Raw genomic sequence first — 18,137 nt, 5'->3', positions numbered from 1 at the left:
GTTTCAATTTTCTCCGGGTATGGGATTTTGCAACAATTGCCCGTGCATCATTTGAGTTTAAAGCCAAATTGTATCCCTGTAAATGGGTGTTTTTTCTTTTTGAGTCAGCCTGTTGTTACACTCCCGCAAAAATAATCAGCAGCAGGCCGGCTATATAAAGCTGGCAAACATTGCCGCAAGCCAGATATTGATTTTCGCGGAGGCGCCTCTGAACTCCTTCCAGATAAAACTCCCCAAAATGCTGCGACCATGGTGGCTCCCTGGCCCAGCCCGTAGGAAATGGCAGGGCCGGCCTGTTCGGCCGCAATGATGCTGAAGGACATCCCGATGCACCAGATGACACCGCCTAAAATACCAACACTATGGATAGACCAGGTTCCCTTAAAATAGGCCGTGTATCCGATTGGTTTTCCTTCCAAAGGGCGTAGCATTAACAGGGTATTGAATAATAGGTTACTTAGCAAAACACCTATTGAGAATACAAATACGGCGGCGTAGGGCGTAAACTTCCCGGGTGCCGGCGTAGTGAAATTCAGAGACATGGATTGTTGCCCAAAAAAATAAAACAAAGACATCAATACCCCTCCCACCAAAGCCAGGCGAATGCCCTTGCCGGGATGTTTTGAACTATCCTTACTGATCTGCCGGTAAGCCATTGCATCCAGTATTATTGCTCCGGTGACCAAAGCGACTCCTAAAAAAAGAAATACATGGTCTCCTTTCTGCTCCGATATATAATTGATTACTACCCCCAAAACCAACGCCAGCCCTATTCCTATGGGAAAAGCAACCGACATCCCGGCTATCGCGATGGCGGCGACGATAAGGATATTGGCCAGATTAAAAATAATTCCTCCCGACAAAGCCTTCATGTAGTTGGAAAATGAAGCCTGCTGCAGGTCTCCGAGAAATGAGCGGCCCATCGTTCCTGAGCTTCCCAGGGTAAAGCCAATCAACAGGGCCAGCAAAACGATGCCAATTACGTAGTCCCAGTAAAACAACTCAAACCTCCATTTCCCCGCTGCAGGTTTCTGGGTGTTGGCCCACGAACCCAGCATAGCATGGTGATAAAACAGAAAACAACAGCCAGGGAATAGGATTCGATGATATACATGTAGTCGTGATTAAATGCATTTACCCATAAAACCTAAAAATTCATTATGGGTTAAGGCAGAACGAAGTTATTCATGCGGTGATAGAAGTCCTTCATAATCGCTTCCTTGTCAAAGTGTTCCCACACGACCATTTTTCTATGATTACCTGTCCTTTCCTTCCATTTTCCATCTTCCAATACCGGGGCCGGTACCAATTTATTCTGAGCCCAATCCGGGTTTTTTACAATGGCTACCGCGGCCATGTCAAATAAAGCCCGGGTGCCTGCTTGATCAGAAGTATGGATGTGCTCGTACAAGTTAACAGAATAGTCACCAAAATTATTAAAGGTACCCCCATGCCTCCCCTCGACGGGCTCTGTGGACCTGGGTCCTTTCCCGGGCATATTGGACCTGATCTCAGCGCGGTTGGCTGTAACCGCAGCCGTTCCGGATGGTTTTCCATACCTTACAGTGACCATTTCGAATGGAACCTCCATATTTAACAGGTAATTTAGCGCTGCTACATCATTGTCCTGATTGTACTCGCCCGGTTCGGGATAGTTTGAACCTAGCCACACGATCCTTACCTTCTCAGCAATATCCGGATCCTTATTCAGGGCAAGGGCAATATTGGTAAGTTTTCCCACCGGAAGCAAGACCAATCTTTCATTATCCATTTTTTGAGCCTCAGAAATGATAAAATTGACAGCCGCTGCTCCGTCGAACGCTGAATCATCGAGATGAGGGCGAATTTCCGCAAAAGCAGCATTTGCTCCTTTTAGCAGTGGGATTTTCCCATAAACGTTACATAGCTTCATTACCCTCCTGGCTTCCAGGTATTGCTCATTGATATCACCACCACTCCGTGTAGCATTCACAGTTACTCCAACTATATCGAATATATCCCCATTAAAAAACAGGTAGGCCATGGCGTGCTGGTCATCCAATTCGTTGTTAGCATCTGTATCAAACAAGACTTTAATTTTTTTTCTATTTGCGTTTTGAGCATTTAATGGACCTTGAAAAAATACAAATAAACCAATAAAAATAAAAAGTATTGTTGGCAGGATGGTTTTGTTAAGCGTCATCTTCTGAATGGTTTAATTGAAAGATTCTATTTCTGAGAGCCTGGGAACGGAGGATTGGGCACCTTTTCGGGTGACTGAAAGTGCCGCTCCTTTGTTCGCAAATTCAACGGCCAATTTGAGCGGCATTCCCCTTGAAATACCAACGGCCAAAGCACCATTGAAGGTATCCCCTGCAGCAGTAGTGTCTACCACGGTTACTTCCGGAGCAGGAAGCAAACCTTTAAATTCTGCCGAGGACAAATAAGCCCCGCGAGACCCCATCGTGATGACTACTACCGGTACTCCTTTGCTGTGAAAAAATGATGCCGCTTTATCTGCTGAAGTTTCATCGCGAATCTGAACCTTGCTGAGCAAAAAGGTTTCCGATTCGTTCGGAGTGATAGCGTACAACTTTTCGTACAGCTCATCAGACAGAAACTGTGCCGGAGCAGGGTTGAGTATGATCTTCTTACCGGCTTCTTGTCCTATCTTTGCCACATGGTTGACCGTAGCCATGGGTATCTCTAGTTGAAGCAGTATGATTTCTGACTGTTGAAGCAAGGCTTTATGCCGGTCTATATCGGGTACGTTCAAAGCCATATTGGCGCCGCTGGCCACCACAATGCAATTTTCTCCGCTACTATCTACCGTGATCTGCGCCACTCCCGAAGGATGCTCATCATCCTCAGAAATCCCGGTTATATCTATTCCCTCTTTCAGCAGGATTTCTCGTGTTTCTTTACCAAAAATATCTTTGCCTACCTTTGCAATGAAGGCGACCTTTGCTCCCGCCCTGACAGCAGCAACAGCCTGGTTGGCTCCCTTTCCGCCAGGATTCATGAAAAAATCACCACCCAGAATGGTCTCTCCGGGAGCTGGAAAATAATCTGTCCGGACCACCATGTCTGTATTTGAACTTCCCACGACCAGAACCCGATAAAAATCTTCGATGCAATTCCTCAATTTGGCTAAATCATCATTGTACATTCTGTAAGCGTTATCCCCAGAGTGGGTCCCTGATCTTTATCAAATCCTGAATGATTTTTCCTTCATGTTCCATCCTCGCCAGGGTATAGATATGTCTATCCTGTCCCAGGGCGATTGAATTGACATAGGTGGGAATGGTGCCGTCGGGATACAAGATAGGACCATGATCCCGATATTCACCGGTGCCGATCGCATAGGTCACAAGATGCAGGTTTTCCAAGCCTCTGGCTGCGCCTTTTGCTATATTATCCACTCCGCTCAGTCTCTTACCGCCTTTGTAAACCGGTCCGCCGGTAAGGTAGTATAGCGTATCATTTTCCTTGCATAGATCAAATCCAAGGTATCCGTAGCTGAATTGGTCAAACATCCCACTTTTTCGGGAGGGTTCAGAGGCAATTCTTTCAACAATCTCCAGCCTTTTTTTCTCAGGATCAAAGCGAAAAAGGTAGCCCGAATTGCCATGTACGCCATAAGCTACCTGCTCTCCTTCATGCCAGATAATTTTTCTCCAGTTGAAGGCCATACTCCCCGGTCTATCCGGTTCGTATTTACCAAAATAGTCCAGGCGGAGATTGACCCCCTTAACCAAACTTAAGGATTTTTTCCGATATTCATACCTGAATATATCTCCCTCTGCAGTGGAGAAAAATACGCTGCCATCTCTGGGATCTACAAATAGCGACCGACAAAGACTGCGGAAATCTCTTCCCGGAATTCCTGCCTCCCCACGTGCATTGACCAATCCCAAATCTTTAAATTCCTGCTCCTCGATATCAAAATGAAAAAAACGTCCGGTAGGCCAGGTAATCCCATAAATCTGGCCTCTTTCAACATCCATGGTCATGGATACTATGCCTTCCCCTCCTGGCACCACAAATAAATCCTCCACTTCTCCGGTACTGAGATCATAGGAAAGAATATGGCCGCCGGGATACTTTATATACCCTTCAGGCGGGCTTTCCGGCAATCGGTCCATGCCATCGATCAACTCATAAAAACCGACATGGGTGCTGAAGAATAATTTTCCTTTCCTTTCATAAAACGCAACATGACTTTTCCCCTGCGGTATCGCATTGCCGCCTGCTTCCCCGCACATTTCGGTCAGATCACCAATCCATTCAATTTTATCCTGCCCGGGTTTGTACACAAAAAATTGTCCTCCTGTTTTCAGAGATTCAGAAGACAAAATATAATAAATGTTACCGTCACCCGCACAGGAAAGGGCATTGTAAGTGTCGTGGGCAAGTTTAAATCCGGAATAATATCTACTGGCTTCCAGGAACGGAGCAGGGTTGGGTCTGTCTTCAGCAAGGCTTGTTTTGTTTCTCCTCATTGCAGGTGTTTGTCATTGTGTGTGCGTCGCAGGATGGTATGCCACTAACCCAGGCGCAAATTTAAATACATTCAATCTGTTGAAAACCAGCACTTAGCAGATCATTCGGGCAGCAGGTTGCTGTCCAGCCGGCGAATTCCTGCCTTTTCCGCAAGTTGAAGAAATTCGTGAAGAATCTCGATTTCTATATTCGACGCCCAGGTGCTGGGAAGCCCATACACCATTTGCGAGGAGGCTCCCTCATAGCCCCCTTCTCTGAGAATGGTGGTGGAAGGAATGTAGGCCATGACATCGTTGGTATACCCCATGACAAAAATATCCTGCCCGAAGATTTTCTTGAGTTCTATGGCATAGGCTACTACGGTTTCGCCTCCTAATGTCATGATGGGCTGATCGCCAAGCTTCCAAACCTGAACCGGAAAAGGATAGCTCCGCATAGGCTCCTTACCTTCTTCTCTTTCCGCTTGCATCCGCGTAGCCCACCTTTTCTGATAGCCGGAAGATGAAGCGACAAACTCCGAAAGGGCATCCATGGTGGGAGGTTCAGCCAGGGAAAGGTCGACTTCAGCATAAGCCGTTTGTATGCTGGGCTCCAACTGTTTCATTTCCTCGCTCAATACCCGCTCCACGGCAGCAGCCAAACTTTTACCGTATTGCCTTGCAAGAAAAAGGGTCCTTCGTGGAAGCGGATTTTGGTCCGCCCCGGCACCCTGAAAAAACAAAGCCGTAGCGCCGGGAAAAGACTTCTCCAGTTCTATCTGGGCAAATCCGGGGTAATCGCCAGAGAGGCGGTAATCTCCCATTACTGTGGGATGGCAGGCATATCCAAAGGCAATGGCCAGGATATTTCCATCTGTATCATCTACCCTGATCACAGGTACCGCATAATCATTGGGTCCATTGAGATCGGTGAGGCTTTCCAACTGATTTTCCGCATTGTTTCTCCGGTTTACCTGAAATCTGGTCACGCCGTTTTCTGCGTACACATGAGCCGGTTGAAGTGCATCAAAGGCATCCCCGACTAATCCAATCATTTGATCAACCAATTTATCTGAATACCGGCTTACCTGCAGTTTTTGGGACTCGTCCAGTGGATAGATGTCGGAGAGGGAATTTTCCAGAACGGGACCAGAATGACTGTGGGAACTGTTGATAATGATCTGCGACCTGGTCAGTCCATGTTTTTCATACAACCCATTCCGTACCCGGTCTGAAAGGGCTTTGGGCATGCCAAGGAGGTCTGCGGTAATCAAAACGACCTGCTTCCCGGCCGCATCTTCCAGTGCAAGGGCCTTTATCCAGATGGGATGGATAACTTCTTCGTAAGGTCGGTCCCTACTGCCATATCCTGCCAGCCAGATGGCTTCGTCCGGCGTGATGTCAACTTTGGATACGCCGGCCTTCCATTGCAAAGAAGCCTGGTCGTCTAGAATCCCTGCCTGACCTGAAATATTACTGAATAGAACCATAAGAATTACCGAAAAGACGGAAAAATTTATTTTCATAAGTAGCAATTTTAATATGTTTAATGACTTATTACTTAAATTGTATTGATTGCTCCGTTTAATCGGACTTCTAAAAAGGATTTAAAAATCCTTTTAATGTTGCCGACCTTTAAATTATACTTTTTTTTGGATTACTTCTCAACCATCAGCATGCTTACCTTCCTGTAACAAAATAGACTTATGTTCAGTCAAATTACGGGGTAATTTTAGCAATTCATAGATTTAGGTTCGTAAATTTTAACAAGGAAAAAAAACGTTTTTTCCTTTTCAGCTTACATACTGGTATCTTTTTGCATTCCAGAAGGACTCCCGCCGGAAATTCCCCGGGCCTAGAATGAGGAAGGAAGAAGTTCATGTACTGTGTTAATAATTAATTCTTCAATTTCCTCTGCGAAAGGAGAAGGTTTGTCATAGTAATACATACTTGACTCTGCTTCATATCCACCTTCCCTGATTACCCTACAGGAAGCAATATAACAGGGTACATTATTGGCATAGGCATTGATCCAAAGTCTGTTAGCACCTATCTCTTTTTTTAAACGCAGAGAATAATCCACCACCACCTCACCTGCAAGGTTTATCATGGCCATTTCATTGCCAAAAGTCCAGGTTTGGACAGGATACGAAAGCGTTTTGGGGATACCCTGCCCCCTGGCAATTCTATCCAAAGCCAAACGGGCATAATATCCCCTGACCGTTTTATCCTCCGTCTGGGATATCAGTTCCGGTACTGACGGAACATGGGCAAATGGCAGGTTTATCCATTTAATTTTTCCGGAGGGAGGTTGAGTGATTGGATGTAATTTGGAAGTCAGCAATTGCTCCACATTATCCGCCACCTCTTGGGCATGTACCCGCAGGTGCTCCATTTTTCCCCGCGGGTACGGGTTGGCATCTGCTCCGCAACCTATGGACACCATGGCAACTACCCCAGGATGGTTCGACTCAATCATCAATTGCGCCACTCCCATCCAATCACCATGAATTTGATTAACATCACCTCCCAAAGTAGTGCCATGACAGGCATAATTCACCAAAATGGCCTTTAAATTACCGGTTGGATCGGTGATTTTCATCAAAGGGAATGATTGGTCTACCGGACCTCCCTCCGTTCTTCTGTTTTTTGCAAATCCCATTCTTCCCTGCCCCCAGAATACCAAAGCAGGCTCCCGATCTGCAAGTGAGGAAAGGGCCACTGCAACCAGTTGGTCAGTTAAACGTTCCGTATACCTCGATATTTCCACCAATTCTTCCAATTTGAGTAAGGAATCACTAAACGAATCCCCCCTGTATTGAAGGATATTAAGCAGATTCCCCACTTCGGGACCACCATGGGTATGAGAAGCACAAATCACCAGGTGGGAGGCCTCAATTCCGGTTTGTTCAGTTATTCTTTTGGTCACCTTTGCTGTAATAATCGCAGGTATCCCCACCAAATCTACGGTGATCAGAATAGATGGTCCCTGATCATCCCTGCCAAAGGCAAGTGCTTTGGCATTCAACTGATGGATGATCCCCTCCGAAGGTTTTTCTTCTCTTGCACCGTATCCAGCCAACCGGATGGGGTGGTCCGGCGTAATGTCAATAGTGCTGACCCCAATATCCATATGGGTTTCCATCTCAGCCATTTCCTGGGCCAAAAGCTGCACTGAAGATTTTCCCAATAAAATCATCCACCAAAAAAAACAGATCAAGAAACACCTCAAATTTAAATTCATCATCGTATGGTAATTAAGATTTCGCCAGGTCTCCGGCATGGGCCCTGATTTTCAATATGGCTTCTGCAATTTGTTCCATGTCATTTTTTGTTCCCAATAACATGGATTGACCAAACCATACGGCTTGCTCACATAGCAAGTCATTTTGGGGACAAATGCTGTTTTCCAACCATTCCTGCATGGTCGATTTACCATATAAATTCAAATAATGTCTGTTTTTGGCCAAATCCTGGACATAATTCTCCTTATTCATCCTACCATATCCACCTGAACAAGGGACTCCTTCTGCCGATAAAGCTTCCAAAAATCTAGATTTTGGCATTTCAGCAAATGCATTTTTATCAAAACGGAACATGTAGAGATGATAAGCACTTTGGGTGACTCCAGGATATAATTTCGCAGGATAAATCCCAGGAATATCCTTTAACAGGCCGGTAAGGTATTGAGCATTGAGGGTCCGACGGTTGGCCTGTTCCTGTAATCTGCTCATCTGTTCCGTCAATAATCTGCCCTGGAATTCTGTCAGCCTAAGATTGGTACCTCTGGTGGAACGATAACTACTGTTTTCACCATCATTTCCCCGGCTTTGATTGTGAAAATTATAGGCATTATTTGCAAACATATCATCATTGGTGATGATGGCACCCCCTTCACCTGAATTGAGGTTTTTGCTGGATTGAAAACTGAAGGCGCCAGCCAGTCCAATTGTCCCTACTTTTTTTCCCTTCCATTCGGCCAAATGAGCCTGGCAGGCATCTTCAAGGACAGGGATTTTGCGTTTTTCCGCAACATCCATAACAGAATCCATATCGGCCGGGGAGCCGCCGATGTGTACCGGCATAATTAATTTGGTGTTTTGGGTTATCGCTTGTCCGATTTTATCCGTATCGATTTGAAAAGTTTCTAAGTCCGTGTCTACAAATTTAGGTAAAGCATAGTTTAAAACGACCACGTTATAGGTGGCAACAAAAGTATATACCGGAATGATGACTTCATCCCCGGGTCCTATGTCCAATACCCCTAAAGAAGTAAATAAGGCACTGGTGCCACTTGATACCGCCACGCAGTGTTTGGCGCCTGTCCATTCTTTGTATTTATTTTCGAAATTGCCAACCGCATTACCGTTTAACCTGCCCCATTTTTTGCTTTGCAATACTTCCGCCATTCCCTCTTCTTCCCTTTTTCCGGAAACAGGCCAACTGGGGAATGGGTCAGGATGGGCTCTTGGCCCTCCCAAAAGGGCTGGCTTTTTATTTCCTTCAGGGATATACGAAAAGGATGAACCAGCCAAGGTCACTCCTGCCCCCACCAGTGTCAGGGTACCCAAAAATTTTCGTCGATCGTGTTTATAAATCATGATTGTATTTTTTTGTTCGAGAATTTTCAACCCCTTTCAATTCTTTCCTATTTCGGGTCATTGTAAAGGTATGGCGATTACAGATCATTTTACCTTTGGCATCTCCTTATTTTTCCAACCTGGAAGTAGTTTTTGTACCGGAGTTTGAGAAAAAAGAAAGTTAATGGGTGAAATCCCAATATAAATTAAGTGGGGATGGAGTTTTACATTCATTTCTATCTGATTTATTGATCTGTGAGCGGGTATTTCTGTGGTTGAATCCCAACCTTTTCGGCCAATTTCACTGCCTCCCCAATAATCCGGTCTTCAATATCGAATGCCCAAGGCGTAGTGAAAATCGGAGAACGCGTCCCCTCATAGCCTCCTTCTTCCAACACTTTTTTGGTGGGAATGTAGGCCATCACATCATTGGAATAGCCCATGACGAAAATTTGCTGGCCAAATATCTTTTTCAATGCGATGGAATAGCCTACCAGCAATTCCCCACCAAAAGAAAAAATGGCTTGATCACCCAATCTCCAGGTCTGAACGGGGTAAGGATAGGAGGTAATCAGACTTTCCCCCTGATCTATTTTGGCGATCAATACCCGGGCATTTTGTTTCAGGTAGTCGGGAAAAGGAGAGTCGGCTCCGGTAATTTCCACCAACTCCTCCCTGGTAGGTGTGGGATTGGCAAAGGTAAGGTCAATCTCAGAATAGGCCGTGGCCAATTCTCCCTGCAGTGGTCGCATGTCTTCATGTAGTACACGTTCTACCGCAGCAGCCAATTCCTTTCCATATTGCTGCGCCAAAAATACAGAACGGCGCGGCAAAGGGTTCTGATCCGCTCCTGCTCCCTGAAAAAACAGGGCAGTAGCTTCTGGATATAGGTTTTCGAGTTCAATTTGTGCGAAACCCGCATAATCTCCTGAGAGCTGATAGTCGGCCAGGACAGTAGGATGGCAGGCGTACCCAAATACCACCGCCATCAATGCACCCCTTTCATCGGTCACTTTGATGACCGGCACGGCATAATCATTGGGACCTTTCAAATCGGTTTGCTTGTGCAACTCTGCCTCGCTATTATTTCTTCTGTTCACTTGAAAACGCGTCACTCCATTTCCCGCAAATAGCTGCACCGGTTTCAGGGATTTCATGGTGCTGCCCACCAAATCCACAATTCCATCGGCTACATTTTCTGCGTACGTTTCGATTTTACCCAATTCTGATTCGTCCAATTGAAATTGGTAACGGGCATAATCGGTCTCGGGACCCGTATGCGTGTGAGAGCTGTTAAGAATAACCTGTTTTCTTTCCAGACCAAATTGCCTCATCAGCCGGTCTCGGATCCTGGTGGACAAATCCTGGCGGATACCCACCAGGTCTGTTGTCACCAATACCGCCAGGTTTCCCGAAACATCTTCCAAAACCAGTGCTTTGGCCCAAATGCTATGCCTTACCCCCTCGGAGGGACGATCCCTGGCTGCATACCCCGCCATCCAGATGGATTCCTGTGGGGTGATGTCTGTTTTGGCCACGGCGGCCTTCCATCCGGATGGTGCCTGTCGGGAATAGGCAATCAGGCTAAATCCTAAAAATGTAATCGCCATGATAGAACTACGTAATATTCGGGTATTTCTTTTTTTCATGATGCTGCGTTTTTATCGGACTTTATGGCTCATAACCGAAAGGCTTATCTATCAAAGATAGGGTCTGTTCGTCTGACGACTTTCGCGACCGCATCTGCGATTCGGTTTTCGATGTCTCCTTTCCACCTCCTTGTTCCTGAGGTCATTACGCTTTGTGCAACGGCAACGCTTTTGTCTGACCGGCAGGGAATGCTCCGGCTCGAAAAAACAGGAAGGGACGCTAATCCCAACGTTCCCGCTGAAATAGAGCCAGTAAATTTCCGTCTGTTGATGGCAGGTTTTTTTCTCATGTTAAATCGGGAAATAATGGTGGATGCGTAGAAAAACATCATCTCCGACAAACCTGAACGGCATCGAAGCTGCGAATAAATCCCCCACTACCTTGTGTATCAAACACTGTGGCGTAGCGGGGGATTTGTGGTGAGAAATTTTTGACATTACTCAATCATGTCCAATGGGGGGACGTTATTTGCTGAACCGGTATATCCCAGGTTCTGATTGATCCTGCCAAGGGTGTTTGAATTGACCATGTCGTCGTCAATGGGCCATTGAAAATGGTAAGGCATGATCCTTGGCCTTTGCCCCAGCAAGATCACCTCATCGGACCTGTCATAAAAGTTATTCAGGTTCCGAACGCGGTCGTAGTACCAGTTGTTCTCATGCAATGTCTCCAGGCTGTATCCGCCTTCATTTCTGGCTGCCATAATGTAGGAGCTCATTTTGTCTGGGTTCTTCGGCAAAGAGCTCCCTGGCCCTTTCGTCAAAGATAAAATCAATGGTGACCTCAGCCGGGCTAATAGCCGGGGCGTTGGCCCTTTGTCTTACCGTATTCAGGTCCGTGGCGGCACTGGCCAGATCGCCCTGCCAATAATAGGCCTCAGCGCGAATCAGATAAGTTTCTGCCAGTCGATAGATGTACCAGTCGCCGTTACTCCCCATGGGGATGCTTGTTTGGTCAGGAGCATTTGGGGAATAGGTTTTGTAAAAAGGAGAGGGATACACCCTTGCCCAGTACTCAGAAGGAATGTCCATGTTCTCCGGATCGAATGGTTCGAGGTACTGAGAAGATGCAGGGTTATTGTAATACAATTCTTCTCTGTCAAACCAGTTGATATCCGCTCTCCTCAAATCGGGAGTATTGGTATAATCGTACCCGGCTTCTTCCCAAATGGTATAGCTGTGCCAATCACTTAACGCTACATCCGGGTTTCCCCTTCCTAGCGAATCATATAGTGGACCCGCGTCGATGGTGCCGCGGTTTCCGTCTTTGTCTTTTCCTATCGAGGAGTGCCACCAGGAGCAATTGTACACCCTCATGGTAAACAAACCAGGAGTTCTGGCAGTAGGAGGCGCCTCCCAGCGGTCTACAAAAGCCAAAATGGTTTCCGTGTTTTGCCCGCTGTTCTTGTTGGCATGTCGGTGAAGGTCCCAGATGACATTTTTTTCCGGATCGTCCGCCTCTACCCCAAAGCGTTCGGTCATCAGCGCATAGGGCCCGTCAATCACCCGGCTGGCTGCGGCAACTGCCTGATCAAATTCCATATTGGCCAGGTAGATCTTGGCCAGCAGATGATCACCAGCACCCTTTGTGGGTATACCCGGAGCGGCAGAAACCGGCAAATGCTGTACTGCAAACTCCATATCCGACTGAATTTGGTCCAGAATGGCCCATCTGCTGTGGCTCTGAAAATCCAACCTCACTCCCCTTACTTCTTCCTTGAGAAAGGGAAGGTCGCCATAATTGCCAATGAGCCTGTAATACCAATAAGAACGGTGCCAGTAAGCCTCAGCCAAAACTTCATTCCGATCTTGCTCATCGGTCCATTCCAGATCATCAATTCTCGTAATGGCCACATTGGCATTTTTGACCATCTCAAAAATATCGTTGATCTGGGTCACAAATTGCTGGTAACGGTCAGAATTGGGTGTGAGGGCTGTGAAATCCATCTGAAGCCAGGGTACTCCGGCTTCGGAGGCTGCCCACTGGTGGGCCATGAAGTTTTTCTGGGCTGTTTGTTCCCGGGTAAGGTCCTTCCTCATCGTAACCAAAAGCGCTTCAAAGCCGGCCCTATCGACAAACACATTATCTGTTGTAAAGAAAGACAAGGGCTGAGGCTCAAGAAAATCCTCGTTGCATGCTGCTATTACCAAAAACAGCATGGGAAGTATGAATATTGATTTGATATATTTTTTCATCTCTCAGGCAATTTTAAAGTGTAATATTGAAACCAACAGTGACAATCCTCGGCATTGGCGTCAGACCTGATTCAGGATCCCAACCCGGCCAATCGGAAAAGGTATACAGGTTCCTGACGGAACCAAAAATCCTCAAATTCTGCATCTTGTACCTCTGGGTCAGTGCACTCGGCAGATTGTAGGAAAGCGAAAGGTCCTGGATCCTTACAAAGGAAGATGGCTTATACGGCATGACCCCGCCCCCGAAAGGGGAATCATTTACACTTAGCCTGGGGTAATCGTTGGTCCTGTTATCTGGGGTCCAATAGGGATAATTGGCGGTACTTCTTCTGTCGAAGGTAGACCAGCCGGCCACCGAGGGAGGAAAGGCCCGCAAATGACCCAGGTCTGCCCGAATAAACAGAGAGACCGTAAAATTTCTTAGGAAAGTAACGTCGTTTCTGAAACCTATCCGATGCCTGGGCTGACTGAATCCAATAAACTTCTTATCCTGTAAAGCCTCATATAGACCATTCCCATCCACATCTTCTGCCTTGATATCACCGGGCCGCAGGTTAAATTCCGCAGCTTCCTGTGCCTCTTCTACCTGCCAGGTACCCAAAATGTTATAATCCCAAACCACATCTATGGGTTGACCTATAAACCATTCGTTTTCAAAATCGGGAATTTCTCCGCTGATGGTTTGTCCCTGTAGTGTGTACTCCCCGGTATCTCCAAAGAGGGAGATGATCTTATTGCGGTTCATCGAATAATTGATATTCGTCCGCCAATTGATATTCGGCCTGTTTACCGCTACTGCTCCCAGGGTTGCCTCAAACCCTCTGTTGGCCAGTTCTCCTATATTGGTGGTCACATTGGCAAAACCGGTCACCCTTGGCAAGGAACGATCTACCAGCAGATTTACCGTACTCATATCGTAGTAATCCAATGTGAGATTGATACGGTTTGCCAGAATGCCGATATCGAAACCCAGGTTGTATGATTCTGTCTCCTCCCAGGAAAGGCCGGGATTGGAAAGGGTGGATGTAAATATCCCCATCTGCACCTGAGACCCATTATAGTATTGGTTGCTTCCCATTTGAGCAAAGGAGGAATAGGGTCCAATATCACGGTTTCCGTTCACTCCCCAGGAGAGTCTCATTTTAAGTTGATCGATGAGGCTGGAATTGTAAAACGATTCATCAGAAATCTGCCAGGCAAAGGCCAGGGCGGGGAAAACAGCTCTGGGATTTTCCCTTCCAAACGCGCTGAATCCGTCTCTTCGTATGGAGCCTGTAAACAAATATTTTCCCATCAGGGTATAATTCACCCTTCCCATCAAACCTTCTCCTGTATAGGTGATATCGTCTGTTTCGATCGTGGGATCACCTCCAAACTGCATCCCATGATAGCCCAGAATAGCACTGGGAAGGAAGGTTTGATTGGCCATGCTTGAACTGTATATCCTGTTTTTTTCCAGGTTGTACAGAAAGGTGACATCAAAGTTATGTATACCGAATTCTTTATTCCACTTCAACAGGTTATCTACCATCCATTCGTAGGTATTGGATTCAAAGCGGGTAGCCCGGCCTCCGGCATAATCCTGTCCCCCCACAATGGTCTCAGGAGACCAGTAATTGTAATCTCTTACACTTTCAATACGGGGCTGGTAGGAAGACCTGAAAGTAATGCCAAACGGAAGTTTGAACTCGGCAAACAAGGTATTGAAAAAATTATTCCGTTTGTGAAACCGGTCCTGACCCAGATAATTGATCAGGGGATTTTGCCCACCTATATATCCATGGGGAAACCATTTGACAGATCCATCTTCCTCGTACATCTGTGCATATGGTCCGGTTTGGTACATGCCCGTAAGATTGGCCTGAACCACACTTTCATCCCTGGATGAAAATTGTGAATTCAATCCTACTTTCATCCAGTCTGTCACTTCAAAATCAAAATTAATCCGGGAACGGATTGTAGAAAACTTGTCCCCCACTATGATACCCTCATTGTCAAGGTATCCCAGTGACCAATAGTATTTGATTTTTTCTGTTCCACCACCTATGCTCAGGTCATATTCCTGACGCAGGCCAGGCTGCATCACCTTATTCCTCCAATCGATGGTTTCACCAGCCAGATAGGCAGCGACCTCGTCAGGGAAAAAATTTAACCTTGCCAGCCATTCTCGGGTATCATCAGGATTGGGATTGTTGTTGGAAGCCCTCCATTGCTCCAGTGTGACGCCCTCGGGCAATGCCTGCGGATTGAACCAATGGTAGTCCGGCTGGGCTTGTCCCAATGTCCTGAAATAATCTCTCCGGAAATCCAGATATCCCTGAGGACCGCGCACGGCAAAATCATCATTGGTTGGTCCGGCGACCCCCAGCTTGGTAGTGAAATTGATGGTTGGCGCTCCGGCTTTGCCCCTTGTAGTGGTCACCAGGATCACTCCTGAAGCAGCTCTGGCACCAAATACTGCCGCCGAACTCGCATCTTTGAGAATATCCACCGATTCAATATCGTTGGGGTTGATATCTCTGAGACTTCCATTGAAAATTACGCCGTCCAGTACTACAAGTGGTTCGGTGCCTGCGCTCAGTGAGGTAGGGCCCCTCACTTCCAGCGAACTGCCTCCGGCAGCAGAGGTCCCCTGATTGGCATTGAAGCCGGCCACAGTTCCTGCCAGCATGTCGGTAAGCTGCACATTACTCTGGTTTTTAAAAGATTCGGGATCCACCCGGACTACAGAACCGGTAAGGTCACTTTTCTTTACCGTACCATAGCCGACTACTACCACCTCTTCCAGCTGGGCCTGATCGGCGACCAGGTTCACGTTGATCGTATTTTGATTCCCAACCCGCACTTCCTGGGTCAGGTATCCTACAAAGGAATAGATCAACACAGCCTCTTCACCAGGCACGCTGATCGAGTAGGAACCATCGATATCAGTGACGGTACCCATAGACGTGCCTTTGATCAGAATATTGACCCCTGGCAAACTTTCATTGGTAGCATTGTCAAATACCTGACCTGATACCTGCCGGGCTTGTCGCGCATGCGCAAAGTGCCCCGGAACACAATTGAGAAACATAATCAGGAACGAAAGGACCAACACCTTGGCGGGATTTTGCCATTCCCTCCGTTCCCTGACTTGAGTCAGCCGGTCGGACTGACGGAGCAGTGAAATGTAATTTTGTTTCATGATGTAGTGATTTAAAGGAATAATTGATTGAAAGCGAATAAGTCTATTATGCTATTCGTTACGTGTACGTTACCTTAAAAATAAAATTTTATTCAGCAAGATCAAAAAGTTTTGTATCTATTGTTTGACAAAAAATAACAATAGTCGGTTTACAGGTAAGGACACCGACAAATTCTTCGTAAAAAATGAGAAAGTTGGTTATATTGGTAAGTGTAAATAATAATTTATTCTGTTAAAATGCGCCCATGATTCGAAAATACCTACCCTTATTACCATTGCTTATTCTATACCTCATGAGCTGTGCCTGCAAGGAACGTGGCAGTACCAGGTTAAATGAAGGCTTATTGGGGCATTGGAAGTTAGCCGGAGACGTCCGGGATCATTCGGGTGCAAACCGGCACGCTACCATTCATGGAGAGATCAACTTTGACGCATCCGGTCCCACGGGCAGAGAATCTACCGCAGTAGATTTCTCAAGCGTAAATACCTGGCTGGAAATCCCGTTGGATCAGTCTCCCCGATTGGGGAAAAAAGATTTTACGATTGCGGGTTGGATTGACCTCTCCGACACCGACAGGGAGTCACCTGCTGATATCATGAGTCAATACGATTCCCTCTCAAAAACAGGATTTCACCTGAGCACAAAGACCCAGGCAGTAACCACCAGCCTGGCCAACTACTGCCAGTTGCATTTTGGAATAAATGCAGACATAAGCTCGGATTGGATAGATTTGGGAAGCCCTGACAGTACGGTGGGTGCCTTTTCCCTGGCAAGCTTTGAAGGATCACTTTACGCTGGTCTTTCCCATCAGGAAAAGGAGAAGTCTGGTAATGTCTATCGCCTGGATTCGCTGGACCGGTGGATAGATTGCGGTTCTCCCGATGCTTCTAATAGTGTCATGGCTCTGGCTGTTCACAATGGCGAGCTCTACGCAGGCACAGGGAAGTATCGGTTTGCAGGTTCCGCCCTTCCTGAATCGGAAAACCTGACAGCAGGAGGTCGGGTCATGCGGTATGGAGCAGACGGGCAATGGGTGTCCACGGGAAAATTACCGGATACAGAAGCTATTGGTGGTCTGATCAGCTTCAATGGTTCACTATATGCCAGTTCGCTCTACCATCCCGCAGGATTCTTCAGACTGGATAACGATAAATGGGTAGCGTGCCCAACGCCTGAAGGAAAGCGCGTTGTCGCTCTGGCGGTTTACGACGGATACCTGTACGCTTCCAGTTACGACAGCGGAAACGTATACCGCTACGATGGGCATTCCTGGACCGACTGTGGGCTGCTTGGTGACAATACCCAAACCTATTCGTTTGCAATATATTACGGGAACTTGTATGTAGGCACCTGGCCCAGCGGGAGGGTTTACCGCTTTGATGGCATCGACAACTGGAAGGATGCAGGCCGTCTGGGAAATGAGCTTGAAGTAATGGGTATGCTTGTACATAACGGTACTTTAGTAGCCGGCACCCTCCCCCTCGCAGAGGTTTATGCTTACAGGGGAGATACCACCTGGAAAAAACTGGTCCGGCTGGATCATACTCCGGATGTCAAATACCGCAGGGCATGGACCATGGCTGAAAATAACGGCATTTTGTATTGCAGCACCCTTCCCTCCGGAAAAATCTTCGGATTTGAGCTGGGCAGGAATGTCTTAAGCCCGGGTGCACTGAAAAGCGGATGGCAGCATGTCGCAGCAGTAAAATCAAAAGGAGAGCTTGCGCTTTATATTAATGGTGAAAAAGTCGCCAGAAAAACAATTGACAACCCGGGTCAGTACGACCTGAATTCAGCGGTTCCGTTAAAGATAGGCTTCGGAGCAAATCACCATTTCAAAGGAAAAATGGCCGACTTTCGCCTATACCATCGTGCGTTGCATACAGGTGAAATCATATTCTTGTCCGACCCAAATAACCTTTGAGTGCAACCCTAGGCAATAAACTGAGGGCCTCTTGATGGGGGCAAGCAGCTTTGCACCGACCGGACTTCGCTTTCAAAAGAACGAGATTGACGGTTACCTGTTGACTGTCTGTCAGCTTTTATCGGTAGCCGGATACCGCCGAA

At 46.9% G+C, this 18,137-nt stretch carries 12 protein-coding genes and 1 pseudogene; 2 read left to right on the top strand and 11 right to left on the bottom strand.

The features are described 5' to 3' along the window. Positions 1 to 115: 115 nt before the first annotated feature. The 8 genes and pseudogenes from BUB19_RS13910 to BUB19_RS13875 form a co-directional block, all read right to left on the bottom strand. Positions 116 to 1,114 (bottom strand): annotated as a pseudogene (locus tag BUB19_RS13910) (GRP family sugar transporter). 51 nt (positions 1,115 to 1,165) lie between these two features. Beyond that, on the bottom strand, positions 1,166 to 2,068 hold the full coding sequence (locus BUB19_RS13905; RefSeq protein ID WP_245802853.1) for a nucleoside hydrolase: 903 nt from the start codon (positions 2,066 to 2,068) through the stop codon (positions 1,166 to 1,168). 126 nt (positions 2,069 to 2,194) lie between these two features. Continuing rightward, complete coding sequence (rbsK, locus tag BUB19_RS13900) at positions 2,195 to 3,148, bottom strand: ribokinase (protein WP_073095178.1); 954 nt, start codon at positions 3,146 to 3,148, stop codon at positions 2,195 to 2,197. Between the two features lie 10 nt (positions 3,149 to 3,158). Beyond that, the gene (locus BUB19_RS13895; RefSeq protein WP_073095177.1) at positions 3,159 to 4,481 is read right to left on the bottom strand and encodes a hypothetical protein; all 1,323 of its coding nucleotides are present in this window, start codon (positions 4,479 to 4,481) and stop codon (positions 3,159 to 3,161) included. Between the two features lie 101 nt (positions 4,482 to 4,582). Next, positions 4,583 to 5,986 (bottom strand): neutral/alkaline non-lysosomal ceramidase N-terminal domain-containing protein, encoded by a 1,404-nt coding sequence (locus BUB19_RS13890; protein WP_073095176.1) that lies wholly within the window; start codon positions 5,984 to 5,986, stop codon positions 4,583 to 4,585. Positions 5,987 to 6,315: 329 nt separating this feature from the next. Further along, positions 6,316 to 7,680 (bottom strand): neutral/alkaline non-lysosomal ceramidase N-terminal domain-containing protein, encoded by a 1,365-nt coding sequence (locus tag BUB19_RS13885; protein ID WP_143156040.1) that lies wholly within the window; start codon positions 7,678 to 7,680, stop codon positions 6,316 to 6,318. A gap of 37 nt (positions 7,681 to 7,717) precedes the next feature. Beyond that, positions 7,718 to 9,061 carry a DegT/DnrJ/EryC1/StrS family aminotransferase gene (locus BUB19_RS13880; protein ID WP_073095174.1) on the bottom strand — a complete coding sequence of 448 codons (1,344 nt, stop codon included), beginning with the start codon at positions 9,059 to 9,061 and terminating at the stop codon, positions 7,718 to 7,720. A 224-nt stretch (positions 9,062 to 9,285) separates the two neighbouring features. Further along, complete coding sequence (locus BUB19_RS13875; protein WP_084097303.1) at positions 9,286 to 10,689, bottom strand: neutral/alkaline non-lysosomal ceramidase N-terminal domain-containing protein; 1,404 nt, start codon at positions 10,687 to 10,689, stop codon at positions 9,286 to 9,288. A gap of 24 nt (positions 10,690 to 10,713) precedes the next feature. Between BUB19_RS13875 and BUB19_RS13870 the strand changes: the two genes are divergently transcribed. Continuing rightward, on the top strand, positions 10,714 to 11,010 hold the full coding sequence (locus BUB19_RS13870) for a hypothetical protein (RefSeq protein ID WP_073095172.1): 297 nt from the start codon (positions 10,714 to 10,716) through the stop codon (positions 11,008 to 11,010). 116 nt (positions 11,011 to 11,126) lie between these two features. On the opposite strand, the gene BUB19_RS24535 is transcribed toward BUB19_RS13870, so the two are convergent. From BUB19_RS24535 to BUB19_RS13860, 3 genes are read right to left on the bottom strand one after another with little or no spacing between them, the layout of a single operon-like run. After that, a complete protein-coding gene (locus BUB19_RS24535) occupies positions 11,127 to 11,393 on the bottom strand; it encodes a hypothetical protein (protein ID WP_245802852.1) in 267 nt (88 codons plus the stop codon). Further along, positions 11,377 to 12,885, bottom strand: coding sequence for a RagB/SusD family nutrient uptake outer membrane protein (locus BUB19_RS13865; protein WP_245802851.1), 1,509 nt, complete (start codon positions 12,883 to 12,885; stop codon positions 11,377 to 11,379). Before BUB19_RS13865 ends, BUB19_RS24535 begins: the two co-directional genes overlap by 17 nt. 13 nt (positions 12,886 to 12,898) lie before the next feature. Further along, positions 12,899 to 16,069 (bottom strand): SusC/RagA family TonB-linked outer membrane protein, encoded by a 3,171-nt coding sequence (locus BUB19_RS13860; RefSeq protein ID WP_084097301.1) that lies wholly within the window; start codon positions 16,067 to 16,069, stop codon positions 12,899 to 12,901. Between the two features lie 245 nt (positions 16,070 to 16,314). Between BUB19_RS13860 and BUB19_RS13855 the strand changes: the two genes are divergently transcribed. Then, positions 16,315 to 17,994, top strand: coding sequence for a LamG domain-containing protein (locus BUB19_RS13855; protein ID WP_084097299.1), 1,680 nt, complete (start codon positions 16,315 to 16,317; stop codon positions 17,992 to 17,994). Positions 17,995 to 18,137: the final 143 nt, after the last annotated feature.

Origin of the sequence: Cyclobacterium lianum, assembly GCF_900143075.1 — a bacterium.
Lineage (GTDB): Bacteria > Bacteroidota > Bacteroidia > Cytophagales > Cyclobacteriaceae > Cyclobacterium > Cyclobacterium lianum.
Note: the sequence above shows the minus strand (reverse complement) of the source record. Positions and strands in the feature narration are given on the sequence as shown.

Bases quoted from the DNA above. Each gene is read 5' to 3' on its own strand.
- BUB19_RS13880 (WP_073095174.1), bottom strand. From the start codon at position 9,061: ATGATTTATAAACACGATCGACGAAAATTTTTGGGTACCCTGACACTG.
- rbsK (WP_073095178.1), bottom strand. From the start codon at position 3,148: ATGTACAATGATGATTTAGCCAAATTGAGGAATTGCATCGAAGATTTT.
- BUB19_RS13875 (WP_084097303.1), bottom strand. From the start codon at position 10,689: ATGAAAAAAAGAAATACCCGAATATTACGTAGTTCTATCATGGCGATT.
- BUB19_RS13860 (WP_084097301.1), bottom strand. From the start codon at position 16,069: ATGAAACAAAATTACATTTCACTGCTCCGTCAGTCCGACCGGCTGACT.
- BUB19_RS13895 (WP_073095177.1), bottom strand. From the start codon at position 4,481: ATGAGGAGAAACAAAACAAGCCTTGCTGAAGACAGACCCAACCCTGCT.
- BUB19_RS13855 (WP_084097299.1), top strand. From the start codon at position 16,315: ATGATTCGAAAATACCTACCCTTATTACCATTGCTTATTCTATACCTC.
- BUB19_RS13865 (WP_245802851.1), bottom strand. From the start codon at position 12,885: ATGAAAAAATATATCAAATCAATATTCATACTTCCCATGCTGTTTTTG.
- BUB19_RS24535 (WP_245802852.1), bottom strand. From the start codon at position 11,393: ATGGCAGCCAGAAATGAAGGCGGATACAGCCTGGAGACATTGCATGAG.
- BUB19_RS13870 (WP_073095172.1), top strand. From the start codon at position 10,714: ATGGCTCATAACCGAAAGGCTTATCTATCAAAGATAGGGTCTGTTCGT.
- BUB19_RS13890 (WP_073095176.1), bottom strand. From the start codon at position 5,986: ATGAAAATAAATTTTTCCGTCTTTTCGGTAATTCTTATGGTTCTATTC.